Source organism: Candidatus Liberimonas magnetica (assembly GCA_020523885.1).
GTDB lineage: Bacteria > Elusimicrobiota > Endomicrobiia > Endomicrobiales > JAFGIL01 > Liberimonas > Liberimonas magnetica.
The window spans coordinates 300,903-321,576 of sequence record JAJAPY010000001.1; the positions used below are offsets into that span (position 1 = coordinate 300,903).

The 20,674-nt window shown below is 37.8% G+C and carries 21 protein-coding genes; 20 read left to right on the forward strand and 1 reads right to left on the reverse strand.

The features are described 5' to 3' along the window. Nucleotides 1-35 precede the first annotated feature (35 nt). The 5 genes from LHV68_00835 to LHV68_00855 are packed head-to-tail and all read left to right on the forward strand — an operon-like array spanning nt 36 to nt 5,507. Nucleotides 36-1,400 carry a B12-binding domain-containing radical SAM protein gene (locus LHV68_00835; GenBank protein MCB4790411.1) on the forward strand — a complete coding sequence of 455 codons (1,365 nt, stop codon included), beginning with the start codon at nt 36-38 and terminating at the stop codon, nt 1,398-1,400. A gap of 27 nt (nt 1,401-1,427) precedes the next feature. Beyond that, nucleotides 1,428-3,536, forward strand: a complete 2,109-nt coding sequence (gene tadA, locus LHV68_00840) for a Flp pilus assembly complex ATPase component TadA (protein MCB4790412.1) — start codon at nt 1,428-1,430, stop codon at nt 3,534-3,536. After that, on the forward strand, nt 3,533-4,414 hold the full coding sequence (locus tag LHV68_00845; GenBank protein ID MCB4790413.1) for a type II secretion system F family protein: 882 nt from the start codon (nt 3,533-3,535) through the stop codon (nt 4,412-4,414). Before tadA ends, LHV68_00845 begins: the two co-directional genes overlap by 4 nt. A 3-nt stretch (nt 4,415-4,417) precedes the next feature. Next, nucleotides 4,418-5,311 carry a type II secretion system F family protein gene (locus LHV68_00850; protein ID MCB4790414.1) on the forward strand — a complete coding sequence of 298 codons (894 nt, stop codon included), beginning with the start codon at nt 4,418-4,420 and terminating at the stop codon, nt 5,309-5,311. A gap of 31 nt (nt 5,312-5,342) precedes the next feature. After that, the gene (locus LHV68_00855; GenBank protein MCB4790415.1) at nt 5,343-5,507 is read left to right on the forward strand and encodes a hypothetical protein; all 165 of its coding nucleotides are present in this window, start codon (nt 5,343-5,345) and stop codon (nt 5,505-5,507) included. Between the two features lie 20 nt (nt 5,508-5,527). On the opposite strand, the gene LHV68_00860 is transcribed toward LHV68_00855, so the two are convergent. Further along, nucleotides 5,528-6,580: a PAS domain-containing protein gene (locus tag LHV68_00860; GenBank protein ID MCB4790416.1), complete on the reverse strand. Its 1,053-nt coding sequence runs from the start codon at nt 6,578-6,580 to the stop codon at nt 5,528-5,530. A gap of 117 nt (nt 6,581-6,697) precedes the next feature. Between LHV68_00860 and LHV68_00865 the strand changes: the two genes are divergently transcribed. The 15 genes from LHV68_00865 to LHV68_00935 all read left to right on the forward strand — a co-directional run bounded on the left by LHV68_00865 (nt 6,698) and on the right by LHV68_00935 (nt 20,671). Further along, nucleotides 6,698-7,045, forward strand: coding sequence for a DUF192 domain-containing protein (locus LHV68_00865; protein MCB4790417.1), 348 nt, complete (start codon nt 6,698-6,700; stop codon nt 7,043-7,045). A gap of 97 nt (nt 7,046-7,142) precedes the next feature. Then, nucleotides 7,143-8,507, forward strand: coding sequence for a TrpB-like pyridoxal phosphate-dependent enzyme (locus LHV68_00870; protein ID MCB4790418.1), 1,365 nt, complete (start codon nt 7,143-7,145; stop codon nt 8,505-8,507). 2 nt (nt 8,508-8,509) lie between these two features. After that, nucleotides 8,510-9,859, forward strand: a complete 1,350-nt coding sequence (locus LHV68_00875; GenBank protein ID MCB4790419.1) for an NAD(P)/FAD-dependent oxidoreductase — start codon at nt 8,510-8,512, stop codon at nt 9,857-9,859. After that, nucleotides 9,856-10,950 (forward strand): glycine cleavage system aminomethyltransferase GcvT, encoded by a 1,095-nt coding sequence (gene gcvT / locus LHV68_00880; GenBank protein MCB4790420.1) that lies wholly within the window; start codon nt 9,856-9,858, stop codon nt 10,948-10,950. Before LHV68_00875 ends, gcvT begins: the two co-directional genes overlap by 4 nt. Before the next feature lie 78 nt (nt 10,951-11,028). Further along, nucleotides 11,029-11,409: a glycine cleavage system protein GcvH gene (gene gcvH, locus LHV68_00885; protein MCB4790421.1), complete on the forward strand. Its 381-nt coding sequence runs from the start codon at nt 11,029-11,031 to the stop codon at nt 11,407-11,409. 89 nt (nt 11,410-11,498) lie between these two features. After that, complete coding sequence (gcvPA, locus tag LHV68_00890) at nt 11,499-12,833, forward strand: aminomethyl-transferring glycine dehydrogenase subunit GcvPA (protein ID MCB4790422.1); 1,335 nt, start codon at nt 11,499-11,501, stop codon at nt 12,831-12,833. Between the two features lies 1 nt (nt 12,834). Further along, entirely contained in the window at nt 12,835-14,271 is a 1,437-nt protein-coding gene (gcvPB, locus tag LHV68_00895) for an aminomethyl-transferring glycine dehydrogenase subunit GcvPB (protein MCB4790423.1), read from the forward strand. A gap of 153 nt (nt 14,272-14,424) precedes the next feature. Beyond that, the gene (locus LHV68_00900) at nt 14,425-14,667 is read left to right on the forward strand and encodes a hypothetical protein (GenBank protein MCB4790424.1); all 243 of its coding nucleotides are present in this window, start codon (nt 14,425-14,427) and stop codon (nt 14,665-14,667) included. Nucleotides 14,668-14,936: 269 nt separating this feature from the next. Next, nucleotides 14,937-15,809: a hypothetical protein gene (locus tag LHV68_00905; protein MCB4790425.1), complete on the forward strand. Its 873-nt coding sequence runs from the start codon at nt 14,937-14,939 to the stop codon at nt 15,807-15,809. A gap of 30 nt (nt 15,810-15,839) precedes the next feature. Further along, nucleotides 15,840-16,511 carry a hypothetical protein gene (locus tag LHV68_00910; GenBank protein MCB4790426.1) on the forward strand — a complete coding sequence of 224 codons (672 nt, stop codon included), beginning with the start codon at nt 15,840-15,842 and terminating at the stop codon, nt 16,509-16,511. Between the two features lie 68 nt (nt 16,512-16,579). Beyond that, complete coding sequence (locus tag LHV68_00915; GenBank protein ID MCB4790427.1) at nt 16,580-16,738, forward strand: hypothetical protein; 159 nt, start codon at nt 16,580-16,582, stop codon at nt 16,736-16,738. A gap of 175 nt (nt 16,739-16,913) precedes the next feature. After that, a complete protein-coding gene (locus tag LHV68_00920; GenBank protein MCB4790428.1) occupies nt 16,914-17,144 on the forward strand; it encodes a type II toxin-antitoxin system Phd/YefM family antitoxin in 231 nt (76 codons plus the stop codon). Next, complete coding sequence (locus tag LHV68_00925) at nt 17,141-17,275, forward strand: DNA-binding protein (protein MCB4790429.1); 135 nt, start codon at nt 17,141-17,143, stop codon at nt 17,273-17,275. The genes LHV68_00920 and LHV68_00925 overlap by 4 nt, the downstream gene beginning before the upstream one ends. 66 nt (nt 17,276-17,341) lie before the next feature. Continuing rightward, entirely contained in the window at nt 17,342-18,346 is a 1,005-nt protein-coding gene (locus tag LHV68_00930; GenBank protein MCB4790430.1) for a transposase, read from the forward strand. 45 nt (nt 18,347-18,391) lie between these two features. Continuing rightward, nucleotides 18,392-20,671: a tail fiber domain-containing protein gene (locus LHV68_00935; protein ID MCB4790431.1), complete on the forward strand. Its 2,280-nt coding sequence runs from the start codon at nt 18,392-18,394 to the stop codon at nt 20,669-20,671. Nucleotides 20,672-20,674 lie beyond the last annotated feature (3 nt).

Genomic DNA, 20,674 nt, shown 5'->3' on the forward strand with positions numbered 1-20,674 from the left:
GTATTCATCTGCGAAGGGGGATAAAGACACAAATTATGAAAGTAATCCTTACAAAGCCGAATTATAAAAGCTTTTTTGTTACGCCTCCCCTGGGTTTAGGTTATCTGGCTTCTCATTTAAAAAAAGAAAATATTGATACCGTAATCATTGACGGTTTGAGGGAAAATCTTGGATTAAAAGATTTAACTGACAGGATACTTGGTGAGAAGCCGGATGTAGTAGGTATAAACTGTCTTTCTGACTATTACAAAGAAGTTATTCAATTATCTAAACTAATCAAGCAAAAAAATATTCCATGTATTATCGGAGGCACCCATCCGACATTCCTGCCGTATCAAACCTTATTGGAATCAAATGCAGATTACGTTATTTGCGGCGAAGGGGAAATACCGTTATTGAAACTGATAAAAAATAACCTTGTCAATGACAATATCCCCGGAGTTATTTCAAGAACAAATTGGGAAAACAGCACGAATATAAAGACAAAGGCAGAAATAATAAAAAATCTGGACGATGTTCCTTTCCCTGACTGGGTACAAATAAATCCTAATAAATATAGTGCCGCACCTCTTGGATTTCTGATAAAAAATTCTCCTCTAGCTGCGCTTGTTACCTCGCGCGGCTGCCCTTATGGCTGTACTTTCTGCGCCACTCCGAACTTTTACGACCATAAAATAAGGTTCCGGTCTCCGGAGAATGTGATTGAAGAAATTAAATATCTAACCAGGACTTTCGGAGTTAAAGAAATACATTTTATAGATGACAATTTAACGTTAGACCGCAGCCGTATACTAAATATCTGCAGATTGCTAATAAATAATAATATAAAAATAAGCTGGGTTTGTTCAAACGGGATCAGGGCTGACACGTTAGATGAAGAATTAGTGGCTTTAATGAAAGCATCAGGGTGTTATTTTGTAGGGATAGGTATTGAATCAGCTAATCGCAATATCTTAAATAATATTAAAAAAGGTGAATCCTTGGACACGATAATTAATGCTATCAGACTTATAAGCAAGCATGGCATACAGTGCCAGGGCCTTTTTATTATTGGATTACCCGGAGAGACAATAAATACCGTAAATGAAACTATAAATTTTGCTAAGAAACACCCTCTAACCAGGGCAGACTTTGGAATATTAAATTTATTCCCGGGTTGTAAGATATGGGAAGATTTACCAGAAGACCTTAAAACCAAAAGTTATAAAGACAGCAAATTTAATTCACTTAGTTTGTTTACCGATTTAGACAGGAAATATCTAAAAAATATTTTTAGAAAAGCTTTTATAAGTTTTTATTTCAGGCCGCGGATACTATTTGCTGCAATTAGATATTTAAGGCTCAGGCAATTGAAATATATTTTCAGGATGTTATTTAAAGAGTACTTTCTCATTACATAGTAATAAATGTTTCATAGGAGTAATATAATGGGGAAAGTTATATCTATTTTCCAGGTAAAAGAAGGCCTTTACCAGACCATACTTTGCCTGAATCTTGCAATATCTTTGGCAAAACAAACAAAAGAAAATTGCGTAATTATTGATTTAAGCTTTAGCGGAAAAAATGAGTTTTCTACGCTTATGGATTATAAGCCGGATAAATCTATTTTAGATATAGTTCCGCTGTTGAGAAAATTAGACAGCAAGCTGATAAAAGGGTATATTTCTTCTCATTCTTCAGGAATATCCATTATAACGGGGATCGAAAATCAAAAAAAGTCATTACTTGAAGCGGGTACTATAGCCGAATTAATTTTTTTAATAGCTTCGGTTTATCCTTTTACGCTGATCACAACGTCATTCGATTATGATAACCAGTTAATTTCTATACTGGAGTCCTCAGACCTTGCTTTATTAACCGTGTCCCCAAATTTGCTCTCTCTAAGCCATGCAAACACTTTATTAGATGCATTAAAGCTTTGGCATTTTCCTTTAAGCATTGTAAAACCGGTATTAAATAAGCCGCAAAAATATGACATGGATATAAAGTATGTTGAGGGACATTTAGGGATGCAAATTTTTCATGAATTAGCTTATGATAAGGATGCAATTAATATATCTATTAATGAATCAAAGCCCATTGTCCTGTTGTGGCCAAACAATAAATTTTCTGTGGATATAAATAGTCTTGCAAAAAAGATGCTTTCAAGTGAAACCTATTCAGGAATAGTTAAAAGGGAAAAGATGATAAGTAATGAAGCGATTCTATCTGGAGGAGCCGATGTAAATACTATAGGGTCATCAAACAGCAGTATTGACTATATTGAGTTAAAACAAAAAATACATAAAAAACTTATTTCGAAGCTTGATCTTAAAAATACCGACCTTGAGAACTTGGCAGATAAGCATAAAATGGAAGAAGTAAAGGATAAAACCAGAAAAATTATACAGGATCTTTTGGCGAATGAAAAAAAAGACCTGTCGAGAGAAGAACGATATAATCTTGTTGAAGAAATGATAAATGAAGTGTTAGGGCTCGGTTGTTTGGAGCAATTCTTAAATAACCCTGACATCACGGAAATAATGGTAAATGGCCCGAATGATATATTCGTGGAGAAAAAAGGTAAAATTCATTATACAGGAGAGAGGTTCAGCAGTGAAGAACAATTAAGAGTCATTATTGATAGAATAGTTTCTCCTATTGGAAGAAGGGTTGATGAATCCTCCCCTTTGGTAGATGCCAGGTTATCTGACGGCTCGCGTGTTAATATCATTATACCGCCGCTTTCTCTGATGGGCCCTGCTATAACAATCAGGAAATTTTCTAAAAAGAAATTAATCGCAGATGATTTAATAGGTTTTGGCGCTTTGACAAAACAAATGGCCGAGTTCCTTGAAATGTGCGTAAAACTCCGCAAAAATATAGTTATATCCGGCGGTACGGGTTCAGGGAAAACTACGCTTCTAAATGTAACGTCCGGCTTTATACCCGAAGATGAAAGGATTGTTACAATAGAAGATTCTGCTGAACTTAAACTGCCGCAAAAACATGTAATAAGCCTTGAATCAAGGCCGCCCTCTATCGAAGGAACCGGAGAGATCTCTATAAGACGGCTTGTAATAAATGCTCTCAGAATGAGGCCGGATAGGATAGTGGTCGGGGAATGCAGGGGTGGAGAGACCCTTGATATGCTGCAGGCAATGAATACCGGACATGACGGATCTCTTACAACAATCCACGCAAACTCGCCAAAGGACGGCATCTCCCGTATCGCAACGATGGCCATAATGTCAGGGACAGAGCTTCCGGATAAAGCTATCAAAGAACAGATAGCCTCGGCTGTACAGGTCATTGTACAGCTTAACCGCCTATCCGACGGTTCAAGAAAGATTACTGAAATATCAGAAATTACCGGTATTAAAGATAATGAAATTATGCTTTCATCTATATTTAAATTTGAGCAAACTGGAGTAAGTGATGGTAAAGTGCTGGGAAATTTCATTTCAACAGGCAATATTCCGACATTCATTGTGCAAGTAGAAACGCACGGTTTAAGAATAGATAAGAATATTTTCAATAAGGGAAAATTGCTATGATATTCCTATTTAAAATAATAATTATTATTTCAGCCGGCGTTGGGGCGGCAATTTTGACATCTATTTTTATGAAGTTAATTTCTAATACTTCCGCTAAGAGGATTAAACCATCTGCCCCTAAAAAGACAATTAGCATTAGTAATGAATTAAAAAAAGCATTCGCCACATTAGCTGAAAATCAAAATTCGAAATCATCTAAGAAGATCAGGATAATTTTTGCGTTATTTATTTTTCTTTTGTTTCAAATGCTTTTGAACAAGGCCTTATTTTCTTTTGTGACCGCAGGCGGGGCTTATATTTTAATAGGGAGTTACTTCGCTAGAATAATTCAAAAAGAGAAGGATAAGTTTGAAAACCAGCTCATAGATGCCCTTGGAATAATTACTAACTCTGTAAAATCAGGGCAATCCCTTTTGCAGGCACTTGAAAATATGATAAATGAATCAAAACCTCCTATTGCGCTTGAGTTCTCAAAGGCAATGCAAGAAATAAAGCTGGGTATTCCTATAGAAAAAGCTTTGCTTGAAATTACCAAAAGAGTAAAAAGTAAAGACTTTAAAATAGCTATAACGTCAATTAATCTTGCCAAAGAAACTGGCGGGAACCTTGGTGAAATATTAACGCGCCTTTCTGACACAATGCGGGAAAGGCATAAGCTTCAAGGAAAAATCAATGCCTTAACAGCACAAGGAAAAGCCTCTGGCCTTATTATAGGCTGTATACCATTTTTATTGTTGATAATACTTTACTTCCTGGAACCAGGCATGTTCGGACTTATGTTTACAACTACTCTTGGAAATGCACTTTTAGTTATGGTTATTTTTATGGTATCTATAGGGTTTGTATTTATAAATAAAATAATAAAAATAGACATATAAAAAATGTATACTTTAATTATATCATTATTACTAGGCGCCTCATTTTCAATTTTATCGTTTGCTTTGATTGATTATCTTTCTAAATTTGCGTTTAACAAAAAAATGAAAGAGAGGCTTCATAATTTATCTGATTTTAATTTTAAGGGGCTAAGCGGGTTTATGTTCTACCTTGCGGATAGAATCGGTGAAAACTTAAAAAAATTTAGGATCCCGCTTCTCCAACAGATGTCAAAAGTTATTGAAGAAAGCCTTGAAATACTAGGTAAACCATACAGCACGATAAAGCCCCAAACATTTATAGGCATTCAAATTTTATCAGGGTTTGGTGTGTTTTTATTTTTACTGCTTGTGTTTGAAGTCTATGACATACTTTTACTTTTAATATTTCTTATTATGGGATTTTATCTTCCTCTTATTACGGTAAAAGAAAAAGTGAAGGCTAAACATAAAGCGATTTTCAGACAACTGCCCGATACTTTGGACCTCCTTACATTAATGGTAGAAGCAGGGCTTGATTTTAATAATGCTTTAAATAAAATAATCGAATCTGAAAAAGGAGAACTAATATCCGAACTGCATTTGGTGCAGCAGGAAATAAAACTGGGTAAATCAAGAGATGAGGCATTTAAGGATATGGCAAAACGGCTGCAATATAAACCTCTTAGTTCAGTGGTAAGTTCACTAACTAATGCTTTTACCCTGGGAGGGAGCCTTGCGCCGATTTTAAAAATCCTTGCCGATCAATTCAGGGTTGAAAGAACACAATTAGCAGAGAAAATGGCTGGAGAGGCCCCGCTAAAACTGATGTTCCCTCTTGTGCTGTTTATATTCCCTACAATATTTATAATTATATTTGGCCCTATAGTCCTTTCCTTTATCTCGTCCGGAGGGTTTTAGTACTGCCCGCATTTATTAAATGAAAGACATAATGAATAAATTATTTACTGCAACAAAAATACTCGAAAGCAGGTACAGTGTTGCAGAATTTAATAGAATTAAAACTTCCGGAGGGCATATAAACAAACAAGGATATTATCAGGTAGGCAAAAATCTATTCGAACACATCCTGCAACATAACCTTATAAAAAACTAGTGGGAAAGAATTTCAGATGGTCAATCAGCTGTAATAATAGTGCCCAATATTTCTTTGCTGCTGTTTCCTACAGTAATCAGCTTTAGGGGTTTATTATCTACGCTGTCTTCGACCGTTACGTTGAGGTTTTCTGTGGATTTTTTCAATACATCGATAAATTGCGGCTTGTCCAGTACATCTAATATATGTTTACCTATGCAATCTTCCTGCTTTATGGATAATATGGCGCTTATCTCTTTGTTTAGATAGATGACCTTATTATCAGAATTTGTAACTATAATGCCGTTTTTTAAATTTTCCGACACTGCCCGGATAAGTAACATATCATTTTCTTTAAGCTGGCTTATTTTTGCTAAAACTGTTTTTTCCTGTGTTTTATATTTATCGATTAATTCATTGATCAGTAAGGAAATCTCCGATACTTCATTATTATTATCGATTTCTATTCTATCCATGGTTCCTGCATTTACGGACGTCAGCAACTCTCCCAAATTTTTAAGTTGCAGCCTAAACTGAACAATTAAAAATAATGTAAAAAAAAGCATTGCCAGAACAAATATAGTCAGGGAAACATAAAGCGCATTTTTCTTTATCAGGTCATACCTGGTATCTGTCTTGTAGGTTGAAATGCCTATAATCAGGGTTTTAGAGGAAATAAGAGGTGTTGCATATAAGTATCCTTCGCTGGATTTGTATAAAGAAATCTTTCTATTCAACAATATTTTTTTAGTAATAGCGTCCTTATAAACCTTGCCCCATTCACCTGTCCTGTCATGGCTTACTACCGTTCCGGTGCTGTCTAAAACGTAGACTGTGCTGATATCGCTTACCTTCATCATCTTTTCGATTTGGGACAAGAGGGAAATGTCGTCCTGGTTCCTTAAAGCTTTGGTTATTACTGGTTCAGAAAGGTTGGAAATCGCATTAACCTTTTCAAAAACATTATCTTTTAGAGCCTGTTCTTTTAAAGGCAGTAAATAAAAGCCAAATATATAAGCAAGTATAATAATAATGATAACCGCAAAGAAAAGAATAGTTTTATAAAAAATACTTCCGCTTGTGAGGTATTTCATTTTATTTCCTTTTAGGGACAGTTAAAAACTGCAAAATCCCTGATAGTACCAGGCTGGCTAATTATAGAATAAATTACAGCATTTTTCAATTCATTTCATTTTTTATATAATATTTAAATGGATAACCGCTTCAAAACTCTTTTTATAAATGGGCGCAAAACAGAGTATAACATAAAAGTTGCCGGATCTTTCTTTGAAAAGCTGGTTGGTTGGATGTTCATAAAGGTACCCTCAAGCGAGGGCTTGTTACTGTCACACTGCAACAGCATACACACTTTCTTTATGAGGTTTCAGATCGATATCATCTTTCGTGACAAAGAGGGCAGGGTTGTCAGGATAATAGAAGGTCTTAAACCTTATAGAGTTGTCCTGCCGGTCAAAAATGCATGCCAAGTGCTTGAATTGTCCTCAAATACCGTAAAAGCCGTGGGACTAAAGATGGGAGATATAGTGGAAATAGCCTGATGCAATGAAATTTTATAGCAGGATTGACAAATTTTTGTTAAAGATTTATAATTGACATATTATTTTGGTTGAAAATAAAAAATAGGAGGAAAAACTCATGGACGAAACAAAGATTTTGCTGTCTGAAAAAGAAATACCGGATAAATGGTACAATATTCAGGCGGACCTTCCAAAACCTTTACCTCCGGTTATACATCCTGGCACAAAAAAACCGATCGGGCCTCAGGACCTGGCGCCTTTATTCCCTATGGAGCTTATAAAGCAGGAAGTAAGCACAGAAAGATGGATAGAGATACCAGAAGAACTTAGGGATATAATGAAGCTCTGGAGGCCGTCGCCTCTGATGCGGGCTAGGAACCTTGAAAAATTCCTTGATACACCGGCCAAGATTTATTACAAAAATGAATCGGTAAGCCCTCCCGGGAGTCATAAAACCAATACGGCAATCGCACAAGTTTACTATAACAAACAGGAGAAAGTGAAAAGAATAGCTACTGAAACAGGCGCCGGGCAATGGGGTTCTGCCCTTTCTTTTGCCTGCAATATATTCGGGCTAAAATGCACGGTCTATATGGTGAAAGTGTCTTATGAACAGAAACCGTACAGGCGTATCATGATGCATGTTTGGGGTTCTGAGGTATTTGCCAGCCCTACAAATAAAACTGATTCGGGCAGGAAAATACTTGCTGAAAACCCGAATTCTTTAGGGTCGCTGGGAATAGCTATATCTGAAGCAGTTGAAGACGCAGCCAAACATGATGACACAAAATATTCTTTAGGAAGCGTGCTTAACCATGTCTTAATGCACCAGACAGTTATAGGTATAGAAGCGAAAAAACAGCTTGAGAAAGCAGATGCATATCCCGATATAGTCATAGCATGTGTCGGCGGCGGCTCAAACTTCGGAGGGGTTTCTTTCCCGTTCTTAATGGATAAACTGCAGGGCAAAAAGAAAGATTTAAGGGTCATTGCTGTTGAACCAGAGGCTTGCCCTACTTTGACAAAAGGCCCGTATGCATTTGATTACGGAGATACCGCGTGCATGGCCCCGATCGTTAAGATGTTCACTCTCGGTCATACTTTTGTCCCGGAAGGCATACATGCAGGCGGTTTGCGCTACCATGGAATGTCGCCGATAGTTTCTTTGCTGAAAAATGAAAATATAATCGAAGCCGTTGCAGTTCATCAGAACCCTACTTTTGAAGCTGCTATTACTTTTGCAAAAACAGAAGGGATAATACCTGCCCCGGAAACTTCTCATGCAATCAAAATAGCTATCGATGAAGCTCTTAAATGCAAGAAAACAGGGGAAAAGAAAACCATCCTTTTTAATTTTTCAGGCCACGGGCACTTTGACCTTACAGCTTATGAAAAGTACCTGAACAAAGAATTGACCGATTATGAGCATCCTGAACATAAGATCAAGGAAGCTCTTACTCATTTACCGAAAGTCGAAGTGTAGTTATGACTATAGAAAAAGAATATGATCTAATAGTTATCGGCGGTGGGCCCGCGGGTTACAGTGCCGCCATAAGAGCATCACAGCTGGGGTTGTCAAAAGTTCTTTTAATCGAAGAAGAAAAACTCGGCGGTACCTGCCTTAACAGAGGGTGCGTGCCCACAAAATTTATTTGGGAAGCGCTGAACCTGGCAAAAAGGATCAAGAACTCAAACTCCTTTGGAATAATCTCAAATATGGAGAAAATTGATCTTTTAAAAGTTATTGAAAAGAAAAACAGAACCGTTGAATTGTTATCAAAAGGCATAGAAAAACTGCTGGAAAGCTATTCAATTGGAATAGTAGAGGGAAAAGCCAATTTTGCAGGTCCAAAAGAAATCGAAATAGAGATCAGTTCACAAGGCAAGATCAAGACAAAGGCAAATAGGATTATAATTGCTACAGGTTCTTTGCCAAAGACTATCCCTACCCTTGCAATAGACCACAAAAAAGTTTTGGATTCAACCGATATACTAAATCTCAAAGAAACGCCAAAATCTATGCTTGTCGTAGGCGGCGGAGCGATCGGGATAGAGCTGGCTACGATCCTTTCGGGGTTTGGCTGTGAAGTAGAACTGGTTGAAAAAGAAAAACAGCTTCTTCCAGGTGAAGACATGGAACTGGTGGAAGAAGTTAAAAAGATCCTTCAAAGGAACGGGATAAAAGTAAATGTCGGAGTTGAATCTTTAAGTGAATACATAAACAAAGCCAAACAGGTACTTGTTGCTATAGGAAGAAAACCCAATATTGAACCGCTCAATTTGGATGCGGCAAAAATAAATTATAACAGCCGGGCGATAGAGATAAATACGCACTTTGAAACTTCACAAAAAGGTGTTTATGCCTGCGGAGATGTTGCAGGGTTAGCTTTTTATGCCTATACGGCACAGGCTGAAGGCGTAATAGCTGTTGAAAATGCATTAGGAAAAGGGATTCAGTCTACTAACCCCATAGTTCCAAGAGTAGTATTTAGCAATCCCGTTGTAGCAAGCGTAGGCAATGTTGCTGCTTCAGATGCTGTAGCCATAGGCCGCTTTCCTATTTCTGCTAACTCCAAAGCATTTATCTTAGGAGAACGGCAGGGCTGGATAAAAATTACTGCACAAAAAGGTACTGGCTTAATATTGTCAGGGCATATTGTCGGCCCTGATGCCGAAAACCTGATAACCATAATTGCGTTTGCAATTAAAAATAAAATGACGGTAAATGATCTAGTAAGAGAAAGTTTTTTTCATCCTTCTGTAGCAGAAACGATACACGGCGCGTGCGAGGATTTACTGAACCAAAGTGTTGATTTGCCAAGGAAAAAACAATGAATCAAACTATTATGCGTACACCATTATACGAACAACACAAAAAATCAAATGCCAGGTTTGTTGAATTCGGCGGCTGGGAGATGCCTGTTATGTATTCATCAATAATAGATGAGCATAATGCGGTCAGGAACAACTGCGGGTTGTTCGATGCTTCTCATATGGGCGAGTTTATAGTATCAGGAAAAATGGCTTCTGATTTCTTAAACAGAATGACCGTGGCAAATGTTCCGGATATAAAGCCTTATCAGGCTAAATATTCTCTTTTCTTGAATGAAAACGGCGGGATCATTGATGACCTTATAATTTATAGAAGAGAAAATGATTTTATGCTCATAGTAAATGCCGGTAATATAGAAAAAGATTTTAACTGGCTAAAGAAAAATATATTTAAAAATGTGACTCTTGAAAATATCAGCGAGAACACAGCTCTTTTGGCGCTTCAGGGCCCGTTATCGGAAAAAATTTTGCAGCCTATGATAAATGAAGATTTAAAGGGGTTGAAGAGTTTTAATTTCATGATACCGGCATTTAAAAGCTATAAACCTGATTTTGCAGTTATTTCAAGGACGGGCTATACAGGTGAGGATGGTTTTGAGATACTGGTCTCGAACTGTGAAGCACCTATGATTTGGCAGGAACTTGTTTCAAATGGTGCCAAACCCTGCGGACTTGGGGCAAGAGATTCTCTGCGCCTTGAAGCTGCGATGAGCCTGCACGGCCATGAGATAAATGATGAAACAACGCCTCTTGAAGCAACTCTCGGCTGGACTATATACTGGGAAAAAGAATTCATAGGGAAAAAAGCGCTTCTTAAACTGATAGAAAAAGGATTAATCAGGTTTTTAACTGCTTTTATTTTGGAAAATGGGATCGCGCGCGAAGGCGCTGATATAATGATGAATTCAACTAAGATAGGCAGGGTTACCAGCGGAAGTTTTTCGCCGACTTTGAAAAAAGGTATATGCCTTGGCTATGTAAATCAAAAACTTGAGCCGAATACGATCGTTGAGATTATAGTACATCACCAGCCCAAAAAGGCTGCGGTAGTTAAAAAGCCATTTTATAAAAGAAAAAACAGTGGACAGGTATAAGGGCTAAGGGATAAGTAATGACTTTTTTACTTACACCTTATACCTTACACCTTACCCCTATAATTTAAGGAGATAAAGATGAGCAATATACCAAAAGAGCTTCGTTATACGAAAACACATGAATGGGCGAAAAACGAGAACGGTAAAATAAGAGTCGGAATAACCGATCATGCCCAGCATGAAATAACCGATGTGGTGCACGTGGAACTACCTCAGGTCGGGAAAAAATCCGAGAAAGGAAGCCCCATAGCTGTTGTGGAATCCGTAAAAGCTGCTTTTGACATATACAGCCCTGTTTCAGGAACAGTAATTGAAATAAATAGCAAAATAGCTGACAACCCTGAACTTGTCAATAGTTCACCATATAGTGATGGTTTCTTTTTTATTATAGAAGCATCTAATAAGAGCGAGTTTGACACACTTCTGTCAGCTGATGAGTACCAAAAAACATTAAAGTAGTAGGGAGTATGGAGTTGGGAGTTCGTAGTAAAAATCTGACTATAACTACAAACTCCGAACTAATCACTCCGAACTAAGGATTTAAGTCAATGAATTACATCCCTGTAACGGATAAAGAAAAGCAGGAAATGCTTGCTAAAATAGGCGTTAAAACATCAGATGAACTATTTTCGTCAATCCCTAAATCTGCAAGAATAAAAGACCTGAATATTTCAGCCGGCATTTCAGAACAAGCCTTAATAAGACTGCTTGAAGATAAAAGCAAGAAGAATTCATCCCTAAAAGATTTTCTTAATTTTAGAGGAGCCGGGATATATGAACATTTCATTCCTACTCTTGTAGAAGAAATAACTTCAAGATCGGAATTTTCCACTGCGTATACGCCGTACCAGCCGGAAGCAAGCCAGGGCACTTTACAGTCAATATTCGAGTATCAGAGCATGATAGCAGAAATTACCGGTATGGATGTTGCAAATGCCTCTATGTACGACGGCGCAAGTGCCACGGCTGAGGCAGCTATGCTTTCTTTAAGAAGTTCAGGAAGAAGAAAACTTATTATTTCCGGCCTGCTTCATCCGGAATACCAACAGGTGCTTAGGACATACCTTCAAGGAACAGATGTGGATATAGAGGTAATCCAGCAAGTTGACGGCATAACATCTCTTTCAAAATTAAAAAACTTTGTGAATAATGAATGCGCATCAGTAATTATACAATCGCCGAATTTTTTTGGCAGTATAGAAGACTTAGATGAGATAAGGAAATTAACTACAGAACACGGAGCACTTTTGATACAAGTATTAAACCCGTTATCTCTGGGGATATTAAAAACGCCGGGTGAAATAGGCTGCGATATCGCTGTAGGAGAAGGCCAGGTCCTCGGAAGTGCAACAGGTTTTGGTGGTTTTACTTTTGGTTTTTTTGCCGCAAAGAAAGCTCTTGCCTGGAAGATTCCCGGAAGGATAGTAGGGCAGACAATAGACACAAAAAACAGAAGAGGTTTTGTGCTTACCCTTCAGGCAAGGGAACAACACATCAAAAGGGAAAAAGCTACTTCCAATATCTGTACCAATGCAGCGTTAAATGCGCTTTCAGGATGCGTCTATTTATCCGGCTGGGGTCCTCATGGCTTAAAAGAACTGGCGGGATTAAATATACGCAAGAGTCATTATGCCTACGATAAAATATCTAAAGTAAAAGGGTTTGAACCGGCTTTTAAAAATCAGCTGTTTTTTAATGAGTTTGTTCTTAGGACAAAAAAAAATATTGATGAGATAGAAAAAAACCTTCTTTCCGAAAACATTATCGGGCCATTTGCTCTTAAAGGTTTCTATCCGGAACTTTCGGATTGCTTATTATTTTGTGTGACGGAAACAAAAACAAAAGAAGACATTGATAAATTGGTGGCTATACTTGGCAAATAAAATGGAAAAAATATTAATTGAATTGTCTCAGGAAGGGCAAATCGGATATTCAGTTCCGGAAAATGATATGGGGGAAACTGATATATCCAAAATCTTGCCTCAAAAATATATGCGGGCAACTATCCCGAAGTTGCCTCAGGTAAGCGAACCTGACCTTAGACGACATTTTACTAAATTGTCTCAGCTGAACTACTCTTTAACAACGAACTTTTATCCTTTAGGTTCTTGTACTATGAAATATAACCCTCCTGTTAATGAAAAGATCGCAAATCTGCCCGGATTAAGGTATTTGCACCCGTACCAGCCCGAAAACACCGTACAGGGTATGTTAGAGATACTTTATGAACTTCAAGATGTCTTCTGCCAGATAACCGGCATGGATAATATGACCTTACAACCCTCAGCAGGTGCTCAGGGAGAGTTTACAGGGCTTTTGCTCATCAGGGCATATTTTAAATCAAAGAATGAAAGAAGAAACAAAATAATAGTGCCTGATTCAGCTCATGGAACAAACCCCGCATCTGCTAAAATAGCGGGATTTGAAATACTGCCGCTTCATTCAGAACCTGACGGGCATATCGACCCGGCAAAGCTAAAAGAAATATTGACGGACGATGTCGCCGCTCTTATGCTTACTGCTCCGAATACGCTCGGTGTTTTTGAAAAAGATATTTTGATCTTAACCGATATGATGCATAAGAACGGCTCGTTATTATACTATGACGGCGCTAATTTAAATGCCCTTATGGGCCATGCAAGGCCTGGCGACCTCGGTTTTGACATAATCCATATAAACTTGCACAAAACCTTCTCTACTCCTCACGGCGGAGGCGGTCCCGGAGCTGGGCCTGTGGGTGTAAAGAAGGCATTAGAACCTTTCCTGCCGAAACCTGTAATTAATAAAAATAAAAACGTTTATTCTTTTATATACGACCGCCCAAAAAGCATTGGGAAAGTGCGCTCTTTTTACGGAAATATCCCGGTGCTAATAAAGGCTTATTGCTATATAAAAGCTTTGGGCAGAGAAGGTTTAAAAAAAGTAAGCGAACAGGCAGTGATAAACGCAAATTATTTGCTGGCGATACTTAAAGAAAAACTTCCTGCTCCTGCCGGGGACAGGTGTATGCATGAGTTCATCCTTTCAGGAAAACCTTTGAACAAATGCGGGGTAAAAACCCTTGATGTGGCAAAAAGGCTTCTCGATTACGGATATTATGCGCCGACCATATATTTTCCATTGATAATTGAAGAAGCTATAATGATAGAACCCACTGAAACAGAGTCAAAATCTACCCTTGATGAATTCGCAAGGGTTCTAATAAATATACTGGAAGAAGCCCAAAATACTCCTGATTTACTTAAAAATGCCCCGCAAAACACGCCCGTAAGCCGCCTTAACGAAGTAGAAGCAGCCCGAAAACCCATCCTTCGCTGGTAATCGAAGAAGTTTGTAGTTGTTAGTGATTGTTAGTTGATAGTTCATAGTAAAATCCTAAAAGCTATAAACAGTTTTTTTATACCTAAAACTATCTTGAAAAAGTAAAATATTTCTGATATACTTTGTACGTCAATTTACATAAAAGAGGTCTGTATGTCAAAGAAACAAACATCAAAAAAGCAAAATGAAGAGCTTTTAACCCGAAAAGAATTTATTGGGATACATGAGGAATTTAAAAAGGATGTCAATCAACGATTTGAAAAAGTAGAAAATGCTCTTCAAAATCAGGCTAAAGCGATTTTAAAAAACAGTGATGACATAAAAATAATTAAAGAAACGATGTCTACTAAAGATGATGTTGAAAAGATACTTACGGCTATTGACAGTTTTGCTTAAAAAAGCCAGGATGTAGAACGCAAGTCAATTGTAAACACGCATAGGATAAATGAAATAGAAGAAAAAGTCTCAAACCTTGAGAACCGTGTAAGCAGTCTGGAATCAACCGGTCATAAATAGCATCCAGGCAATTTTATTTTTAATTGTACAATCAGACAGCAGTGTCAATTTTCCCACTTGACATTGTTTTTATTTTCATAATATACAATATAGGTCAGGAAACATAAGTGTTTCTTAGCCCTAAAACTTATCTAACAAGGGGGCTTTCAATGGCAGACACCGTAGTAACGTCAAATGAAGGATACCGCATAGACATTGACAACGCCAGCGCTTACAGCGATAAAGCATTCAAAGTATCTCACGACAACGGCACAGAACTTTTCAGAGTACAGGAAGACGGTAATGTTGGCGTCGGTGTGACTAGTCCGACATATCCGTTTCAGGTATCAAAAGATGGGACGGAACTCAAAAATCCGGGCAAATCGGTAGGTTTATTTACAAATGCTGCGGTCAATCTTGGAATACATGTGGGTTATGATTCAGATAATGGCGGTGTAATTGCATCGGCAGGGGCAAATAAACCAATTACTTTCTGGACATATTATCCGGATTATGCAGAACGAGTAAGAATTACAGGAAACGGTGCAGTAGGAATAGGTACCTCGAGCCCGGGAGCGAAGCTGGATGTAAGCGGTGATGCAAAGATAAGCGGGAATCTCGCGGTTGATACGAATGTTTTATTTGTTGATACAGCAAATGATAGAGTGGGAATAGGTACAGCAAGTCCGAGCAGTAAACTTGATGTTTCTGGTGATATTGAAATAGGAAGCGGGGATGCTATATATATTGGAGATCCCAATACAAACAACAGTTTGCGCATTCAGCAATACACTAATGCTTTTAGTTTTGAAAAACGGATTGATGGCAATTGGAATATTAGTACTGCTAGTATTGGAGTGGATGTAATAAGTGCAAATCAAATAAATGTGCCTACAGTAAATGCATCTACTCTTAATGTTGGAGATATATCAATAGATGGGGTAATTCAAAACACCTCTGCATCTCCTGTTACTAATAAATTTTTGCGTATTTATTCAGATGATGATGAAAAGTACTACTATATACAATTATGTGCAGTATAATATTTTTGAAATTAACCTGGAGGCAGTATAATGACTAGAAATATATTGATAACAATAATTTGTTTTCAACTGGCATCAGCAATTTTGCTTGCAGAAGAAAATACAAAATTTTATTTCGTTCATAAATATCTCTTTTCAAATAATAATACATTAAGTGATGAAGTCGCATATTCTAACTCCAATACCAGTATTTCTTCGCAAAAAGGGAAAGGCTACAGCTTGAACCTTTACGGGATAGGTATTAAATATAAAATTATATCCAATAGTTATCTGGATTTTGCCTATACGATATTGCCTAATAAGGTTACTGTTACTAATAAAAGGTTTATTGATTATACTTATAATACTGATTCTATTTCAAATTATGACATAATTTCACTGAATGAAATAGCGCTAGGATATATTTATGATTATAAGATTAGAAATAGGTTGTCAATACCTGCAGGAATAGGAATGAATTTTACAAGAGGCTCTATGTGGATTAATAGTTATGACAATTATTTGGCCAATGATTTTTCTCCATATTTAAAGTTAGGCATTAATTATAATCTTGCAAAACGTTGTGATGTTGGAATAAATATCTCATATAATTGGCGAAAAAATCTAGATTTTCAAATAAATGAATCACGATCTTCGTCATCGAACATTAATATTGACATAAATCCATTATCAATTGAAGCAGTATTATTACTGTATCTCTAAAAAGGAAAAAGGAGTCTTTCTCGCTAAGAGGGATTTAACCTATTTAAATTTATATTGAGGAGTTCAACATGTCCGACCAGCAAAAGGCTGAGCTTACAAAAGAACAAATCTCGATTCTTCTTCAAATCATCAATAAAACCAGTGTTATAGGCGAGCAGGTAGAAGTAATAGCTCACCTCAAACAAACCCTCGTTCAGATGTTTAACGAAAAAAAGAAAAACAGTTAATATAGTTTGGAGTAATTGGTTCGTAATAAAACCATTAACTATGAACTCTTTGCTTGTTATTGTTTTTTCTGCTTAATCCTTAATTCTTACCGCTTAAAACTATTGTAATCCGTTTTTTCAATAAATCTTGACATGGCCATTTGAAATGACTATAATGACAATAGGAGGTGGTTGTATGAAAACCATGAATGTAACAGATTTTAAATCCCATGCTCTTCAGATAATAAGCAAGGTGGCTGAACTGCATGAGACAATAATCATAACGAAACGAGGCAAGGCCTTGGCTGAGCTAATCCCATTTAAACCACATGATAAAAAAGCTTCTTACGGCAGGCTTTCATCGGCATTGATAAGTCAAAAAGATATAGTAGCGCCGATAGACGAAGAATGGGAGGCGAACAAGTGAAGTATCTGATGGATACGCACGTGTGGATTTGGTGGCATATGCAGCCTGAAATGCTTTCCAAAAAAGCAAAAGAAATTATCAGTGATACCCGCGGCTATGAAGAAATGCTTGTATCGGCTATCTCAATATGAAAAGAGGGACGTAGATGCGATAAAGCGATAATTGACAAATGAATATTGAAATGATAGAATCGGAATATGCCAAGACAAGGAAGGATAAATATAGAAGGTGGGATATATCACGTAATACAACGTGGAATAGAGCGTAAAGCGATATACAAGGACGACGCAGATCGTGAAGAGTTTCTTTACAGGTTATCTGAAGGGCTAAAAGAAACTGGACACAAATGCCATGGTTGGGTGTTGATGCCCAACCATTTTCATTTATTGATAAGGACGGGTCTAAAACCACTAAGTGACTTGATGAGGAAATTACTGACAGGATATGCTTTGTATTTTAATAAGAAATATAAGCGGAGCGGATATTTATATCAGGGTAGGTATAAATCGGTTTTATGTCAAGAAGACAGTTACTTGTTAGAACTGGTAAGGTACATACATTTAAATCCATTGAGAGCAAAGATAGTCAAGGATATGAAGGGATTAAGTAATTACAGATGGAGTGGGCATTCAGTGATAATGGGGAAAACGAAGGCGGAATGGCAGAGCAGCGGTGAGATACTAGAATATTTTGGGAAACGGGAATTGGATGCAATTAGGAAATATGAAGAATTTGTATCAGAAGCAAATGGGCAGGGGAAACGGGAAGATTTGACTGGTGGTGGATTAATAAGGAGTGTTGGCGGCTGGAAAGAGGTGCTAAATTTAAGGCGGTCAAAAGAAAAATGGTCAGCAGATGAACGGATTTTGGGTGATGGTGATTTTGTGGAAAAAGTATTAAAGGAAGCGGAAGGGATATTTATACAACGAGACAGATTGCAAAGAGAAGGATGGTCGCTTGAAAAACTTGTAGATGATGTTATAGAACATTATAAAATAGATAGGCTGGACTTAAAAAAGAAGGGGAGAAAAAACAAGATATCAGAAGCAAAATCTGTTATAGCGTATTATGGGAATAAATACTTGGGAGTAAAAAGTCTTGAAATAGCAGAACTATTTGGATGTGAGCGTTCTACTGTAACCAGGCTGGTTCATAAAGGCGGAGCGAATGCGAACATGATTTCATTTAAAGCATTATCGTAACAACGTCCCATATATCCCTTTTAAATTTACGTTAAGGAGTTCAACATGGTAGACACCTACATTCAGGATGCTGATCAGGACACCAAAGTACAAACCGAAGCTAATTCCGATGAAGATAAAATAAGGTTTACTACAGCGGGTACTCAAAGAGCGATAATTCTTAACACAGGCGATGTAGGTATAGGGAAGAATCCTACAAGGCGATTAGATGTTCTGGGTGATATTTGTTCGGATATTGGCGAAGCTAGTGCAAGCGGTTTTATGTGGGGTTCAGGAGGTGGTAACAGGTTCAAGCTTACTTATGACGGGAAACTAAAACTGTTTTCAGATGCACTTGGAGACGAGTCCCCCATAATTACTTTTATAAGAGCTGATGGCAGCGTAGGAATAAACACAGCAAGCCCGAACGCGAAACTGGATGTGCGTGGTAATGCGGTTTTTAATGAAGACGCTGGAAATTATGATTTTAGGGTAGAAGGTGTTACAAATGCCAATTTATTATTCATTGATGCTTCTGAAGACAAAATAGGTATAGGGAAAGGGAATCCTACGAGGCGATTAGACGTTCAAGGTGACATTTGTTCGGATATTGGCCAAGATAGTGCCAGGGGTTTTATATGGGGTTCAGCAGAAGCTAACAGGTTCAAACTTACTTATGATGGGGCTTTAAAACTGTTTTCAGACGCACTTGGTGACAATACCCCTATAATTACTTTTATAAGAGCTGATGGAAAAGTAGGCATTAACACAGCAAGCCCGGGAGCAAAACTGGATGTAAGCGGTGATGCAAAGATAAGCGGGAATCTTGCGGTTGATACGAATGTTTTATTTGTGGATACTTCGGGTGATTACGTTGGAATTGGAACGAATACCCCGGGAGCGAAGCTGGAGGTATCTGGCGGAAACTTAAAGATGACGAGCGGCAATATCATGCTTAATAACAACTGGCTAAGCGGGGACGGTGGCAATGAAGGGATATACATAGATTCTTCTGGACAAGTTGGAATCGGAACGTCAAGTCCTAATATAGCCGGTGGCGATTATAGGGTACTTACAATAGCTGACACTACCAATTATGGTGCAAGCTTAGAGCTTCTTTTTGGAAGCGGTGGAGTAGGCCTGATTTCGTTTCATAACTCGCAGGCGCAGCAAAGCGGAAAAACAATAGCGTATATCCATGGTGGCCCCGATGGTGGGAGCAATAACGCCGGAAAGATATCTTTTTGGACAGTAGATTCTTACGAGACAGGCCATAATCCACTCGTATTAAGTAATGATGGAACATTAAGCATCACCGGGACAACCTCGGGCACAAATCCAAAGGTTACAATTGGAAATTCAAGTGATTATGTTAAATGTCTTGTCATTAACCAGAACGTAGATTCGCCCACGTCAGGAACAAGAGGGCTTGATATAGTTTACGGTGGAGCTAGCGGAAGGACGAGTGATAATACAGAGTTACTTCGCCTTTATGATGCAAACAATGCCTCATCAAAACCTATGCTTAACGTTCAATATGCGGGAACTGGGACGAATGTTCCTGTGGCAGTATTCCAGGGCGGCAACGTGGGGATTGGGACAACAAATCCTGGGTTGTTACTAACATGTAATGGGTCTTTAGGATTTCCCGCTTCATCAGGTTCTACCCAAACAGGGATATTCAGAATAGAAAACACGACGAACAATACCGTAATAGATATGGGAATAGCGAATAATTATACACCTTTCGGTGCATGGATACAGGCTGTTGACAAGAGTAATCTTGCAACCGAACGTCCACTGATTTTAAATCCTAATGGAGGTGCGGTTGGCATCGGTGTGACAAGTCCTGCGGAAAGCCTTGAAGTTAATGGAAATACGATAATCAGTGGTGGTCTTGATGTTCATTCTGGCACTATATTTGTGGATCCTACCAATAATAGAGTTGGAATTGGTACTATTACCCCTAGTGAAACCTTACACTTAGATAGCGGCTCAATTCGTATCGATAGTATTGGTCAAGGTGATGTATATACTGATGCAAATTATACTTTGAGAACATCATCAGACGAAAGGAATAAGCGTGTATATGGTGACGTGCAATATGGATTAAAGGAAATCATGAAATTAAAACCAAAATTCTTTAATCTGAAAACTGACCCTCAAAATTCTGCTCGTAATATAGGATTCATAGCCCAGAATGTTGTTGAAGCCGGGATTATTGAAGCTGCTCCAAAAGATGAAAATGGATATTATAGCCTTAACTCCAGAGGAATTATTGCTGCTTTGGTAAATGCTGTAAAAGAACAACAAATTCAAATTGAAGAGCTAAAAAAGGCTAAATAAATT